We start from the raw sequence: 15,519 nt of genomic DNA on the forward strand, positions 1-15,519 counted from the left end.
CTTCACCACTACGCAACTGCTGAGCTGCTTTCTTGTAATCAATTTCTAAGTTGTCCATAATATAAAAACTGTGTTAAACTACTTTTATTGTAGCTTGACACAGTTTAATTTACACTCTCGCGAAGGCAAAACCATGTTGGTTTGCTCTTTGCTTGGCCGATGTTTTTATTTTTCTTCAGTTAGATACTCCTTTATTTGTTGCTCTAATATCGGAAGGTCGTTTGTAATCACATCCCAAACAACGTTGTTATCAACTTGAAAATATTCATGAACGATATAGTTCCTCATGCCGTTCACTTGTTTCCAAGGAGTCTTAGGATGCGCTTGTCGAAATTCTTCAGTTAGCATATTCGATGCTTCTCCAAGAATTTCGATGTTCTTGACTACTGCGTAATACATCATGTCGTCTGCGATAAAATCCTCAAAGTTTTTACCTTTTGTATATCGGCAGATTCTTTCTATCGCCTGGAGCATGTGCTCTAGGCGGTTTTTATCTCTACTTCGTTCTCTCATATACTAAGATTTTATCACGTTCTACTGATTCCTGTGCAAAAGGAAGTAAGGTTCCTTCTGATACCAAATCAACTTTTCTACCTAAGAGTTCTTCCAAATCACTCCACATGCCGAAGAATTTTAAACCAATAGGTTTGCTCTTGTCCAAAGAAACCATAATATCGACATCGCTATCCTTCGTTTCTTCCCCTCTGGAGAAAGAACCGAACAGCCAGGCTTTCAGTACGGGTTGGGTGCTGAAATAATGGCGTAAAGCTTCTATGATGGCTCGTTTACCCATAATATAATGATGTTGTTTCTTGGTGCAAAGATACACTTTTTATTCGAAAGAGCAAGCTTTTTTCTAGTTTTTTATTACCTTTGCATCGGTTTTTCGAAAATAATCTATGTTTTGCTTAGTTTTTCGCTTGGCTCAACTGTATGGATTATAAGTAACAGAAAAAAGAAAGACTGATGTATATGAAAATACTTTTTCGTGTGCATATAAGCTCGATGTTAAATCAAAAAAGAATTTGATATGAGACCTTATAGATACCCCAAAAAATTACGTCCCGATGTAGACTTTACCACATTGCGACGTAATCTTTCCTACATCACGACACAGATATTCCTGCGTCGCCATGTAATTTCAAGGACATCGGGAGAGATTACACGGATTCTTTATGAGATTATAATCGCTTCATGTAGCTTTTTCCAGAAAGAAACTCTCTTAAAACAATGAATATATGACAATCGGTCAAGCGAAGGCAAAACCATATTGGTTTGCTCTTTGCTTGACCGATGTTTTTTATTAAGCCCCTTTGTTGTTTTGTTATATTTTAGTTAAATATGGTTAAATTCTGTCGTTTTGTTTTGTTGTTGTTTTTTTTTTGTACTTTTGTAAGCGAAATATAAGGTTTTACTAACTCGAAAGAAATATGAGGAGATTTTTATTCGTTATAATCAGCTTGTTATCATTAGTCATAGTAAAAGCGCAGGAGCCCAATTCTGGAGTTTCACAGCAGAATGTTTTTCATGGAGAAATTGTGTCGAAGGAAGGAAATGGCGGAATTGCAGATGGCTATGTCCTGCTTATACTAGATGGAAAGATATTTAAAACCACTGCTTCTGATAAAAAAGGGCATTTTTCAATGAAGAATATTCCTGACGGTAATTATATTGTAGAGGTGACGTGCTTGGGTTATCAGTCGGTAAGTGATTCTCTTAAAATAAAAGGTTCAACCTGTCGTAATTTTCAGTTAACAGAAGAGGCAAAGGAATTGGGAGAAGTGACAGTTGTTGCAGACCGTAGCCAAATAGTAAAAAGGACAGCTAATGGTGAAGTGTTCTATCTGTCGTCTGCAGCCAAGAAAATGAGCAATCCTTTCAGAGCTTTGCAGGAGATTCCTGCCATCATATCAGATGCTAATACTTCGTCTGTAAAGACACTTGACGGTAAAGCTCCTTTGATTCTCATCAATGGCAATATGGTCAATTCGGGTATCGGACCGATTTCTCCAGCAGACATTGAGTCTGTTGAGGTTGTAAACTCAGTATCTGCCCGCTATTTGCAAGAAGGTGTTACGAGTATTTTGAACATAAAGCTAAAAAGACATACCAAACCATATTTATGGCTTGAAGGGGCAACACGTCATGAAATTCCTGTTGGCAATGGTTTTGGTGTGGGGTATTTTGAAGTGGGAAACCATAAGATAAGTCTTTATGGTAGAGCTGCCTATCACTATAAATATCATGAAGATGTGGAATCTTCTGTTAATCGCACGAACACAGGTTATAAACAGACTTATGACCAGTCAACTCGTAATGACACTCACAAATGGATAGGGGAATTGTTACTGAAGTATCTGATTACGTCTAATGATTACTTTGCGGCTCAGTTCTACGACTCATATAATTCTACAGAAGGAAAAAGCTTGGCACAGGGAAATTATCTTACGGATATTTCGCAGTTGTATAGCTTTCAATCCTTTGATAAGAATAAGAGTAATATTCTCACCACGAGTCTGTATTACAAACATTCATTTTCAAAAAGTAGTGATTTGGAGTTGCGCTTAGCATACAATTTCAATAAAAACGATTATAGTGCCAATCGTGTAGATTATTACGACGAGCAGCAGGTTGATGCTAATACTCTATATAACAACAAGCGTCATTCTGGAAGTTTTAATATAGACTATTCCAAAGAATATGCTAACAATAGCTCTCTTATAGCGGGAAGTCATAGTACGCTTATTATGGATGACATCGATAATGCCATTGGTGAAAATCCTCTTTTCAAACATCATAGCTATAATCAATATGTGTATGTAGGTTATGGTGGTTCTTTCAAGCAATTACGCTATAATGCATCAATAGGAATGGAGGGTATATGGGCAAAGGCAGGCGAAGCCAGCTACAGTTATTTCCGTCCAAGGGGCAATGTTAGTATGACATGGATAGCCAACAAACACAACTCTGTTCGCTTAAGTTACCAGCTTACAAATATGGCTCCGAATGTCGCCTATCTGAATCCTTACAATACATCAACAGATTCATTGTTTGTAAGTTTAGGTAACCCGAATCTGAAACCTCAGATGACACATTACGCCTCTATGTCATATACTTTGAATGTCGGAAAAATCTACTTTATCCCTACTGTTGGGTATAAATACGTAAGTGATGTGATAGAAAACTACGGTTATTCCGATGGGGGCATTTATTATAGCACTTATGCCAACACTGGGCATTTCTCCCGAGTATCAGCAGGCGCAGATTTGAGTTATCGTTTTAAGTGGGGACGGGTCTATGCCGGTGGGGGCTGGAAAGCCGATCATTATATGGGGCAAGATGCCAAAAACTCTGCTTATGCTTCATTTGGCTTTAACGCACAAGTGAAAAACTTTTCATTCTATGGTGATGTAGATTATAATTCAAGAGATTACACGGCATTGGCTTGTACCAGATATAAGCATCCGTCAGTTGCCAATCTTCAGGTAAATTTCAATTTTACGCCAAACTTTTATATGGGTGTCTGCTTACAGCATCTTACGGGTGAATATCAAAGCAAGGTGACGACGGTTGACGGATCTTTCCATTCTGTAATAGAGAATCATTACAAGGACCAGAAATTCCGTCCATGGGTAATTCTAAGATATACTTTCCGCAAGAATGCTGAGAAGAAACATAAACTCGGCAAAGTCTTGAATAGCACAGAAGAGGGTATCTCTATTTTGAAAAAGTAGAGTTCTTAGGTTTGAAATCGGTCAAGCGAAGGCAAAACCATATTGGCTTGCTCTTTGCTTGACCGGTTAAAATTTTATATACATATTTCTAAATCCTGATGAACTACATTTAATATCGGAGCTTGGAGAGCATCCTCAATAGATACAAGAGTGTCTATTGTAAAATTATGTGTTCCCCGCATCCATTTGCTTATTTCCGCTTCCCGTTTTCCGAGTAGAAGGGCTAGGTCTTTCTGCTTCATCCCTTTAGAAACCAGAATGTCATGTATCCTATCTACGATTTGGAAAGACAAATCTACAGACTTGCGAATCTCAGGATCAACATGTTTGCGGCGTTCTTCTAAAATCTTACTTCTTTTCATTTCTTGTAAAGTTTAAATTTCCAATTATTTCTTTGTCAACTAATACAATTGTTCCATCTTTAATTCTCGATTGAATGAAACGACTTGTATCTATCAAGAGTTTTACATAGGGAGCTAGTGTTGTACTTTGTTGCCAACTTTTAGCATCTTTGACTCCTCCGTTTCCGAAAATCAGAATTTTGTTAGATAATCTGATACAGTAGAGTCGAATCTTGTTACCAATATCTATTGGGATAACTCCAACACCATCTCCATAGTGGCCTTCCGGACGGAAATAACGTTCCAAAGCTCCTCGTTCGGAGATTTTGTCCAACCATGAAATGACGACATCTATTTCTTCATCGTAAGAACATCCTTCTGGAAATTTCTCAAAGAAATTTTCAAATTCAGAGAGTTCTTCTCCTTCAAGATGAATACTATAGAAGTTTATATCTTCATACTCTTCTATAAGCTCTATGTTGTACTTCTGTTCCATAAGCTTAACTTTTAAGTTATTTCGTTGCAAAGATAATACAATCTTCTTTAAGTTGTTTATAAATTAACTTAAAAATGAAGAGTAGATATGTTTTTTAACTATTATTTATTAGTCTTATAATGAAATTAGGATTACCTTTGCATCGTTTTTTCCAAAGAAAGTAGAAAATTTCTTCATTTTAGGGGTAATTAATTTCAGAAAAGCTTGTATATAAGAGTAGAAACAAGAAGAAAATGACGTGATGACAGAAGAAAATGAACAGCGGATGGAACGGCTGTTCCACGACCATTACGAGCAGATGTATCGCTTCGCTTTTGCCTTGCTCCATGATAATGAGGAGGCGAGGGATGTGGTGAGTGATGTGTTCTCCAGATTGTGGGATAAACAGCTGCTTCCAGACCGGGCTTACCTGATGCGGAGTGTGAAGAATGCCTGCATCAATCTTATAGCCAGAAAGAAGAGAGATGAACGACTGAAACGGCTTCTCCCTCTCTCGGAAGAGAAATTGACGGAGGAAGAACCTTCTCGTCTGGAAGAGCGATGGCAGGCTGCCGTGGATTGCATCGACCACGACCTGACCGACCAGACTGCTTCCGTCATCCGATTGTGCTATCGGGAAGGAATGTCGTATAAGGATACGGCGGAGGAGCTGGGCATCAGCGTCTCGGCAGTGAACAAGCATATCGTAAAAGGTTTGCGAACGCTCAGAGAAAAGTTGAAAGGAAAACAATAACCCTAAAATGAAGAAAGGAAAGAAAATGAAACATGAATTATCTGACATAAATCCTCAGAAGATGGATTCTCAGAAATGGGATATGCTCCTCGATCTCCTGGAGCATCCCGAAAAGTATTCCGAAACCCAGAAGGATGAACTTCTGGGCGATGAGGAAGTGAACGAACTCTATCAGCAGCTGATAGAGACCCGACAGTCTCTGGATTTCGCCAAGTCGAAGGAAGAAATGAAGATGCCTTCGATTGATGCAGAATGGGAGAAGCTGAAAGATGAGATGAAGCTGAAAGAAGAAAAGCAGCAGAAAGAAGAGATGAGTCAGAATGCAGAAACCCAGCAAACCACCAAGTCGTTTCCTCTCTGGAGCCCGATGAGAAAGGTGGCTGCCGTTGCAGCCGTCCTTGTCGTCTCCGGCATCACCTTTGCTGCCATTCATCTGGTAACCCGTTCTCATCAGGCATCAGATAACAGCAATACCGAACTCGTATCATCCCGAAAGGATTCTATCCAGCAGGTTTCTACTCCTCAGAAATCCAACATAGAAGAAAAGGCAGATTCTGCAAGTCTTGCCCAGCTCCCATTGGTTTACGAAAACGCTGAGCTTCAGAATATCCTGACTCCTATTGCCGGGCATTTCCATCTCCAGGTAACTTATCAGAACGAGTCGGCTCGCCATATCCGTCTCTTCCTGCAACTGGAGAAGAACATGAGTCTGGATGATATCATCGAATTGATGAATCATTTCGAGAAAGTGAATATTCGTCATGAAGGTCAAACTTTAATCGTGGAATAAGATGAAAAGATTAAGATATATCATGCTGCTGGCAGGTTTGATGAGCCTTTCTCTTCAGACCATCTATGCCCAACGCATCACCCGCAGCTTCCGCAATACTTCTATGTCAGAAGCGCTCACCATCCTTGCCAAGAGCACCAAGGATTATCGTATCAACTTTATGTATGATGAACTGGAAGATTTCACGGTTACCACAAGTATCGTGAAGCGAACTGCTCCGGATGCCATCCGCCAGATTATGGGCTTCTATCCGATGAAGATGACGATAGATGGCGAAAACATCTTTGTGGAGTGTACGCAGAAGACTCCCACCAAGATGATAGGCCGTATCATCGACAATAAGAAACGCCCTGTAGATTTCGCCAATGTAGCCCTGCTGAATGTTCGTGACTCTTCATTGATTAATGGCGGTGTGACGAATGAGAACGGCCAGTTCGTGATTCCCTGTGGAGCCAGAAAGGTGATAGTAAGAGTAAGTTGCGTGGGCTATAATACGACAAGCAATACATATAATACAGGTAAGATTGGTTCAATTACTCTGAAGGAGGCAACGATGAACCTGCAGAAGGTGATAGTGAAGGCGGTTCGCCCCAAGACAAAACTGACTCGCGAGGGATTCCAGACCCAGGTGCAGGGTACAATACTGAGTGATGCAGGTATGGTTGCCGACTTGTTGAAGCAGGTTCCAAGAGTGCGTGTGGATAAGGATGGAAACTGTTCGGTGTTTGGAAAAGGCACACCGGAGATTTATGTCAATGGCAGAAAGCTGACCGACAAAAATGAATTGCAAACCATATCTTCAAAGGATGTGAAGAACGTGACGGTTATCACGACTCCTGGTGCGCAGTATGATGCCCAGGTCAATTCGGTGATTCGTATAACCACGGTCAAGAAGCAAGGTTATGGATGGAGTGGTAATTTCCAGGCAAAATATGGTTTTGCCATGAAGAATACCTGGCAAGAGCAGGCTAATCTCAATTACCGTGTGGGTGGACTGGATGTATTCGGTGGATTGATGTGGTCAGATTCGTATTTCTATGATAAGTTGGGATTGGATGAATATATCAATGGAAATCAGCATCAGATATATCAAAAATCAGTAGGGCGCATTGATTCTAGAGATTATGGACCTGATGCCAATCTGGGTTTCAATTATGAATTCAACGAAAATCATACCATCGGTCTGAAATATAAGTTTGGTTCTGGCAATACTAAGTATTTTACTGTTAGGCAGAACTATTCCATCTTTCAGGATGGAGTTCACCAGGGAGATGTAAATTATCTCAACGATGAGTCTGATTCCAAGCAGACTCCTATTCATCAGGCTGACTTTTATTATAATGGTAAGATAGGCAAGTGGAGTATAGACCTGAATGCATCTGCTATGTGGCGGACGAAAGACCAGATACAGAAAGCCACCGAAACCAGTACTGAGTTGGGCGACCAGATTGTATGTTCAGATAGTCATACCAAAGGAAAGTTGCTTGCCGGTAAATTGGTTGTTTCTTATCCTTTGACCGACCAGTTGAACATAGACTTTGGTTCGGAATACACAAATTCTGATAGTCATACCAACAACCAGAACGAGGGTGGTGTGGCTGCATCCAATGATTCCAGAATCAAGGAACAGAACATAGCCGCTTTTGCTGAGGCTGCATGGTCGTTGGGAGATTATTCCCTGAATGCCGGTGTGAGATATGAGCATGTAAAATCAGACTATTATGCCGAAGGAGTGCTCAATCCGGATATGAGCAGAAAGTATGATAATGTATTTCCTAATGTATCCTTGGGATATGACAAGGGCAAGTGGCATTCTTCGTTGAGTTTCACGGCGAAGACCTATCGACCAAGTTACTTCCGTCTTTCCGGTTATACCCGATATACGAGTCGTCATTCCTATGAAAGCGGTAATCCGAACTTGCGACCAAAGGATGCCTATCATCTGGAATGGGATGCGCAATATTCCTGGTTGAGTTTCTCTGCTGAATATATTTACAACAAGAATGCCTCGGTATATATGATGAAGCCATTCCAGGGCAATAAGGATATAGCCCTGTCATATTACGAGAATGTAGATAAGATTCAGAACCTGAAGTTCTATCTTGAGGCTACTCCGGTGATAGGCTTATGGCATCTTGACTATACGGTAGGTCTGGTCAATCAGTTCTTTGATGCCAGCAAATACGTCAACGACTATAATGCCAACCGTCCTTCTCTCTATCTGGATTTGGAGAATACCTGGGTATTGCCACATCATTGGAAGGCTCGATTGGAATACGCTTACCAGTCGCGTAATTATAGCGAATTGGGTGTCAACTATGCATGGAATTCCCTTGATGCGTCTATTTCCAAGTCGTTCCTGAACAACCGACTGGTTGTGAGATTGGAAGCAGAGGATTTGCTTCATGGTCAGAACGAGAGTTGGAAATATAATAATTCGTATGCGCACTTCACCAGAACCGGTATAGATAATACCCGCATGTTCTTGGTCAATGTAACTTATAACTTCAATGCCACCAAGAGCAAGTATAAGGGTACGGGTGCTGGTAATGCAGAAAAGAGCAGATTATAGCTCATTTTTAAAACACGGACAAATTGAATTTGTCCGGACAATTTGTCCGGTTGGTTCTAAGTGGTTGATATTTAGAATATTATAAGCCGTCGGACAAAAGAGCCGGACAAATTCAATTTGTCCGTGTTTTTTTTTTCAGTGATTTTGGAGTCAAAATCATGCTTTTTTAGCTTTTCTCCCTATAGTTTTCTTCTCGTAACCCTATGCTTTTCTCCCCGTAACTCTATGACTTTTGGATGTTAACTCTATGAGTTAGGTTTTTTAAGAGATGATGTATGACAAAAAACGGGAATACATTCAGGCTAGGAGGGATGAAGAACTGGATGGAATCGGTAATTTGATGCAGTTATACAAAATTAACGGAAGAGATGTAATGGCTTTGGATAATAATGTGTACTTTTGTACTAGAATAATGATGAAATAAAAACATATATAAAACAAAAGATATAGGAACGGATGAAAATGTTAGATTTTAAGGTAAAAAGATTTGTTGGTATTATATTTCATTTGATTTTAGCTCAAATCTGTTTAGCTCAGACTGGTATCGCTAACCAAAATTTTGGAAAGGATACTCTGCAATTAAGGGAGGTTGTTGTTAGAGCAACCCGCCCTATGGCAAAGTTGAACAGCGAAGGCTTTGTGACAGAAGTCAAAGGTACCGTTTTGGAAAAACTTGGTTTTGCAAAAGATGTTATGGGTATGTTGCCTGGTGTACTGAATAATAATGGTTCCATTGAAGTCTTTGGCAAGGGAAAACCAGTCTTCTATATCAATGGACATATTGTCCGCAATAATATAGAAGTTGAGCAATTGAAGGCTAACCAAATAGATAAGATAACAGTTATAACGAATCCAAGTTCACGTTATGCTTCAACCGTAGGTTCCATCATAAAGATAACAACCATTAAAAAGGTTGGGGATGGTTTCTCCTTTGATAACATTGCTACTTTTGGTTGTCGTAATTATATGTATGGCAAAGACAATTTGGACTTGAACTATAGAATTGACAATTTGGATGTTTTTGGAACGTTGGGATTTGAGAAAGGCAAGAATACGAACTTTAGTAAAAATGTTCAGAATTCATGGCTCTCATCACATCATCAGCAGAATACGACTATGAAATCGACACAGCACTCAAAGTTGATTGATGGTAAATGGGGATTTGATTTTTCCTCGTCTCCAAAACTCTCATTTGGCGCATTTTACCAAGTGTCTTATGCTCCAATAAAGACCAATTCGAGCATTATGTCATCATTATATTCTAATGATGTAATTGAAAGTGAGACTTCTGCATACAAGGATATCAAATTAAGAGATTTGGAACATTTGTTAGATGGATATTGCCATGGGGTTTGGGGAAAATGGAATTTGGAAATGACTTTTGATTTAATGTGGAAAAAAACACGTGAAAATCAAAATGTTATAGAGCAAATCGGTATCAATCAGGATTTCGGAATAAAAGATGTTGGGCATGCTAGGTTAATGGCAACGGAATTATATGCGTCACACCCGTTTCTTAAAGGAAATTTTAGCTTTGGAGTAGATTTCACCAATAGTAGCCGTGAGGAAAATTCAGAAAGTGAAAATAGCATTATGGCAGGCGAGAACAATAAAATACAGGAGCTGAATATGGCATATTACGTTGAAACTATGCAGCATCTAGGCAATGTAATATTCCGTATCGGTGGCAGGTATGAGCATGTGAACAGTGAATATTTTATAGGTGGCAGAAAAAATCACGAACAGTCACAAGTTTATGATAAGTTTTTCCCGACTGCTTCATTGTCTCTGCCCATTGGAAAAACTATGGTGCAGCTGAGCTATTCTAAGCAATGCTGTCGTCCATTGTACTCTCAGTTGAGCAACACGGTTCACTATGTTAACAAATATCTCTATCAAAGTGGAAATCCGTATTTGCAACCATCCTATAGCGACAACATCTCTTTAAATTTGAGGTATCGCTGGCTGGCATTAACTGCTAATTATAAAAAGGTGCAAAACCAAATAATAACATCATATACATATTATGATGATGCGAAGACTATTGCTTTGCTCAAAAAGGAAAATTCTAGAAACAGTCTGTCTAACTTACAGATAATGGCTTCTTTTATGCCCGGATTCCTTTGGAAATGCTATTATCCTGTATTGGCATGTGGTGTTGTCTCGCAATTTTACAAGATTGATTACAGAGGAAATATAAAACACGTGGACAATCCTTTGGTTGTAGTTAAGTTCAATAATATTTTCAAATTCCATAACAACTATATGGCGACAGTAAATTACAGTTGGCGTAGTGAGGGAAATAGTGAGAATATTAAGATGGGGAGTGTTGGACAGATAAATCTTTCTTTGGCTAAGGACTTATCTGAAAAATGGAATGTCAAGTTGTCTGCAAATGACATCTTTAATACTGCCCGCAAAAATACTTTTACCATTTTCAGCGGAATGAATGATGTCTATATTGAAAAGGCTGCGATTGTAAGGGCAGTGGAATGTATCGTAAGATATAAGTTTAATACAGTTAAAACAAAATATAAAGGTAAAGGGGCAGGGAAAAAGGAAATGGATAGATTGTAAATGTTTAAACTCTATCCTTTCTGGGATATGCTTATCGATTGTTAGTCGTAGTTCATATACCCTTATAAATGCAGCTTTATGCTTCAATTTAACAGGATTTTTTCCTCCGTTTCTTTGCCATTTCCATCTTTTTCCTTAATTTTGCAGCGGAAACTCAATAATAGATATATGTAATGGCAATAAGAATGAAGATGAAACAGGAAAAGATAAGAAAGATTGGCATCGCTTCGGCTCTGGGCTTAGTGGTGCTCATGATGTTGGGACTGTATGGTGCCAGCAACTATATGCTCAATTATTCGCTTAACTATCCGAAGGAGGAGAGAATGACAGCTGAGCATTGGAAGAACAGAATGAAGAACGAGTGCCCCTGGATGATTGGCTGGATGGACTCTGTGTATCAGCACCATTGCGTGAGGGATACCTTTGTCACGATGCCATCGGGCTACAAGGCCCATGCCATCTATCTCTATGCACCGAAGACTACGGAAAAGACTGCCGTGGTGGTGCATGGCTATCAGGTGCGCTCCGAGGGAATGCTGCACATCGCCTATCTCTATAATCACGATATGGGGTATAATGTGCTCCTGCCAGATCTGTATGGACATGGAGAGAGCGAGGGCGACCATATCCAGATGGGATGGAAGGATAGATGGGATGTGATCAAATGGTCGGAAATCGCCAATGAGATTTTTAAAGTGAAGGGTGAAGAACGGAGAGTGAAGAATACCCGTCAGGTGATTCACGGCATTTCGATGGGTGCGGCAACCACGATGGCAGTATCGGGAGAGAAGACTCCCGATTACGTGAAGTGCTTTGTGGAGGACTGCGGCTATACCAGCGTATGGGATGAGTTTTCCGCTCAGCTCAAAGACCAGTTTGGCTTGCCTGCCTTCCCGCTGATGAATACCACTTCCGCCCTTTGCCATCATCGCTACGGCTGGTCTTTTGCCGAGGCTCAGCAGATAGAGCAGGTTCGCAAGAGCACCAAACCGATGCTCTTTATCCATGGCGATAAGGATGCCTTCGTGCCCTACGCCATGCTTCATCCCCTTTACGAGGCAAAGACGAAAGGCAGAAAAGCCATCTTCATCTCTAAAGGCTCCGTTCATGCTATGGCATATCGCGACCATCACGAGGAATACACCCGCATCGTGAAAGATTTTGTTTCTAAAGAGGAATAGGCTATTCTCCTATATGTTGTCCCACCACATACCCCGTGGTCCAGGCAGCCTGCAGATTGAAGCCGCCGGTGATGGCATCGATGTCGAGCACTTCGCCGCAAAGAATTCTGCGGCACCCCCACCAATAATTGCAATATGTAGTGATTGTGGCATATCGTATTTTTGGTTGATTAGGGTGCAAAGGTACTGCTTTTCTTTGATAAAAGAAGAAAAGTTCTCCTTTTTCTTTTGCAGATACGATAGATTTTTGTAACTTTGCGCAAAAATCATAGTATATCAAGAATCCAAATAGATTTATGGCAAAAAGAGAATATGTTGAGGCCAACAAACGTTGGCTGGAGGAAAAGGCAAAGGAGAAGGGCGTTATGGCGCTGCCTCGTGGTATATATTATAAGGTGTTGAAGCAGGGCGACCCGAAGGGAGCACAGCCTAGCCGACGCAGCATCGTGACGGCTCATTACACCGGTTGGACCATCAATGGCAAGAAGTTTGATTCCAGCCGTGGCGGTACGCCTTTCGCCATGCGATTGAGCGACCTGATAGATGGCTGGATTGTTGCCATGCAGCAGATGCACGTGGGCGACCAGTGGGAACTTTACATCCCTGCCGAGATGGGATACGGCAAGTTCTCGCAGCCGGGCATCCCAGGCGGTTCTACCCTGATATTCGAAGTAGAACTGCTGGGAGTGGGATAACCCGGATACTTGAAATTATAAAGATCATTAAGATAAGAGAGTCTTGTCCGGCTATAGTCGGTTCAATTCATCTTCCGCACTGTTCATGCCGTTGTATCTTCCCTTGCGCTTGTTGAATTTCCAGGTTACGGTCAACTTGTAGCTCCATAGCTTGTAATCCTCAGTCTGGGAGAAGTCAACGGCATGCTCGTGGGTTCGCTCCTTGAAGAGCTGCTGATGGAAGAGGTCGTTGGCACTGAAGGCAACCTGTAATCTGCCGTCCATCCACGATTTGTTGGCACCAAGACTCCAGTTCTGAGTGGGGCTGAACTTCGTTTTGCCCACTTGTCCTCCGTTGTCAAAACTGTAGGAGAGCGACAGCTGATAGTCGTTTGGTAGCGTGAAGTAATTGTCAAACGATGCATTCCAAGTTGCTCCGTTATAGCTGATTAGCTCTTTATGATCATTTACGGAGAAGCGCTGGTAAGTGATGCTTGCATTTACATTTGGGCGCCAGCAGCCGAAGACGTGACCCCAGTTGAGATATGCCATGTATTTCTGAATCTTGTTGAAGTTCATGAATGTACTCACGTATCTTACGGGCTTGTCTTCCGGCATCTCATGCACGTACATGATGGAGTGGTCGGTACGGGTGTATCTCAGCATTCCCATGAAATCTTTCCACTGCACCGAGTAGGTCAGACGATAGGTGTTGACAGGCTGTAGCTTCGGATTGCTGATCTGATACTGAAAGCGCGAGGTATAGTAGATGTTCCCACTGAGCTGACTGAAAGAAGGTCGGGCGGTGGTAGTGCGGAAGCTGAGCGAGTGATGCCATGATGGTTCTTTGATAGTGATACCGAACGATGGAAACCATTGGTCGTAATGGCGCTCCATATTATCGGGAGATATCTCCGACAGATTGGTGTATCGGGAGGTGAGATGCTCATATCGGATGCCTGCCCACCAGTTCCATTTGCCTGCTTCACCCTGATATTGCAGGTAAGCAGCCGTCTTGGTATCGTGGTTTTTGTATTCCGTAGTTCCAAGCATATCGGCAGAACTTTCGGTTTTTCCCTTGCCTTCCATCAGGCTCCATTCGCCACCATAGTTGATGGAATGTTTATCAGAGATGAGTTGCTTGACTTCGATTTTTCCACTATAGATATCGTAGTTGGAATTAGAGCGGTTGAGGGTTTCCTGCATCTCGCTACCTTCTTTCTCCGTGATAGGCTGGCTGTCAGAATCCTTGTTCCTGGCATAGTCCAGATAAATCTGTGATGAGAAATGCTTCGACCATTTAGCCAGATGGAAGAGGTTGAAGTGGTGACTGCGCTGGTGTCCCCATTGCTGGCTCTCCGCATCAAAATACTTCATCTCGCCATCCGCATCAGAAAGCTTCATCTCTCTATTTGTATCTTCTCCTGCTGGGTTAGGATAGCGATAGTACTGCTGCTGTTTCTCGCTTCTACCGCCATTCAGCCAAAGCCCTTCCCATTGTATTCCCACTTCGTGTTGCTTGCTGAGCAACCAGTCGAAGTTGAGTTCTGTAGCGTTATGATTTGCCTTGTTCTTGCCATGGCGGTCGGTTCCGAAGAGATATTCGCCATCTTTGGCTCTTACGAGCGCTTCCTGTGGCTGATGCACATTGTAACGGTTGTCTGTGTAACCGTAAAATCCTGTGAGCGAAATTTTCTTCGTTACCCAACCCAGAGTCAATTCCTCGTGGTTGGTGTTCACCTCGCTCAACTTATCATACACCTGCATCTTGCCGAATATACCCTCGTCTGTTCTTCTCGTCAGGATTCTCAGTACGGCTCCCGTCGTTGCATCATATTTTGCACCAGGAGTGGTAATGAGTTCTATTTCATCTATCAGCTTCACATCGAGATGAGAGAGTTCGGCTGAAGTCGCCTTCTTGTCGCTGAGGTAGATGGTGGGGGCTCCCAGTCCGTTTACTTCCAGAGTTCCATCGGCGGTTTGTTTCATGCCGGGTATGTGCTTCAATACATCTTCCAGCGTTGGCTCCTTTGCCAAAGGAGTATTACGGACACGGGTAACCAGGGCATCGTTTCTCATTTTGTACATCGGGCGATGACCTGTTACGGTTACGGCTTGAATCTCGGCCTCCTTATCAGCTTTGATTGAATCTTTTTCCGTCTGTTCTGAGTCTGCGGAAACTCCGGATGCCGGGAAAATCTCGTTTTGTGCTGTTGCACAGGTGGCGGTGGCTAGCATCGCACATATAACTGTTTCTTTCTTCATATTCTTCCTTGTTTTTTGTTTTCGTCTGCAAAGGAACAGCTTTTCGGGCTCAAAATCGCAAATAATCATTACTGAAACATTACGCTGGCAAAATAATCTTGCTTCACCTTATTATGTATAATGAAATCTTCGTACCTTTGCACTAAAAAAAAAAAA

General features: G+C 41.6%; 13 protein-coding genes. 7 read left to right on the forward strand and 6 right to left on the reverse strand.

The features are described 5' to 3' along the window. Positions 1–165: 165 nt before the first annotated feature. On the reverse strand, positions 166–513 hold the full coding sequence (locus NNC77_RS08400) for a HepT-like ribonuclease domain-containing protein (protein WP_118065935.1): 348 nt from the start codon (positions 511–513) through the stop codon (positions 166–168). Beyond that, positions 497–793, reverse strand: coding sequence for a nucleotidyltransferase family protein (locus NNC77_RS08405; RefSeq protein WP_117585943.1), 297 nt, complete (start codon positions 791–793; stop codon positions 497–499). The genes NNC77_RS08400 and NNC77_RS08405 overlap by 17 nt, the downstream gene beginning before the upstream one ends. 637 nt (positions 794–1,430) lie before the next feature. Here NNC77_RS08405 and NNC77_RS08410 point away from each other — a divergent pair. Beyond that, complete coding sequence (locus NNC77_RS08410) at positions 1,431–3,734, forward strand: TonB-dependent receptor (protein ID WP_254970443.1); 2,304 nt, start codon at positions 1,431–1,433, stop codon at positions 3,732–3,734. 74 nt (positions 3,735–3,808) lie between these two features. On the opposite strand, the gene NNC77_RS08415 is transcribed toward NNC77_RS08410, so the two are convergent. Both NNC77_RS08415 and NNC77_RS08420 read right to left on the reverse strand, forming a co-directional pair. Further along, a complete protein-coding gene (locus NNC77_RS08415; protein WP_254970441.1) occupies positions 3,809–4,096 on the reverse strand; it encodes a helix-turn-helix domain-containing protein in 288 nt (95 codons plus the stop codon). Beyond that, on the reverse strand, positions 4,083–4,571 hold the full coding sequence (locus NNC77_RS08420) for a hypothetical protein (RefSeq protein WP_118189975.1): 489 nt from the start codon (positions 4,569–4,571) through the stop codon (positions 4,083–4,085). Before NNC77_RS08420 ends, NNC77_RS08415 begins: the two co-directional genes overlap by 14 nt. Positions 4,572–4,812: 241 nt before the next feature. On the opposite strand from NNC77_RS08420, the gene NNC77_RS08425 reads away from it, so the two are divergent. From NNC77_RS08425 to NNC77_RS08445, 5 genes are all read left to right on the forward strand, one after another. Further along, positions 4,813–5,304, forward strand: a complete 492-nt coding sequence (locus tag NNC77_RS08425) for an RNA polymerase sigma factor (RefSeq protein ID WP_254970439.1) — start codon at positions 4,813–4,815, stop codon at positions 5,302–5,304. 25 nt (positions 5,305–5,329) lie between these two features. Beyond that, entirely contained in the window at positions 5,330–6,094 is a 765-nt protein-coding gene (locus NNC77_RS08430; RefSeq protein WP_254970437.1) for a DUF4974 domain-containing protein, read from the forward strand. 1 nt (position 6,095) lies between these two features. Beyond that, positions 6,096–8,666: an outer membrane beta-barrel family protein gene (locus NNC77_RS08435; protein WP_254970436.1), complete on the forward strand. Its 2,571-nt coding sequence runs from the start codon at positions 6,096–6,098 to the stop codon at positions 8,664–8,666. Positions 8,667–9,128: 462 nt separating this feature from the next. Beyond that, a complete protein-coding gene (locus tag NNC77_RS08440) occupies positions 9,129–11,243 on the forward strand; it encodes a TonB-dependent receptor domain-containing protein (protein WP_194252917.1) in 2,115 nt (704 codons plus the stop codon). A 173-nt stretch (positions 11,244–11,416) separates the two neighbouring features. After that, a complete protein-coding gene (locus tag NNC77_RS08445) occupies positions 11,417–12,424 on the forward strand; it encodes an alpha/beta hydrolase (RefSeq protein ID WP_254970435.1) in 1,008 nt (335 codons plus the stop codon). Position 12,425: 1 nt separating this feature from the next. Here the strand turns inward: NNC77_RS08445 and NNC77_RS16775 are convergent, their stop codons facing one another. Continuing rightward, a complete protein-coding gene (locus tag NNC77_RS16775; RefSeq protein ID WP_373121829.1) occupies positions 12,426–12,605 on the reverse strand; it encodes a hypothetical protein in 180 nt (59 codons plus the stop codon). A gap of 115 nt (positions 12,606–12,720) precedes the next feature. On the opposite strand from NNC77_RS16775, the gene NNC77_RS08455 reads away from it, so the two are divergent. Further along, positions 12,721–13,119 carry an FKBP-type peptidyl-prolyl cis-trans isomerase gene (locus tag NNC77_RS08455; RefSeq protein WP_203054585.1) on the forward strand — a complete coding sequence of 133 codons (399 nt, stop codon included), beginning with the start codon at positions 12,721–12,723 and terminating at the stop codon, positions 13,117–13,119. Positions 13,120–13,170: 51 nt separating this feature from the next. On the opposite strand, the gene NNC77_RS08460 is transcribed toward NNC77_RS08455, so the two are convergent. Next, positions 13,171–15,363 carry an outer membrane beta-barrel protein gene (locus tag NNC77_RS08460; RefSeq protein ID WP_254970434.1) on the reverse strand — a complete coding sequence of 731 codons (2,193 nt, stop codon included), beginning with the start codon at positions 15,361–15,363 and terminating at the stop codon, positions 13,171–13,173. Positions 15,364–15,519 lie beyond the last annotated feature (156 nt).

This window comes from Segatella copri, assembly GCF_024330485.1.
GTDB classification, from domain to species: Bacteria; Bacteroidota; Bacteroidia; order Bacteroidales; family Bacteroidaceae; genus Prevotella; species Prevotella copri_L.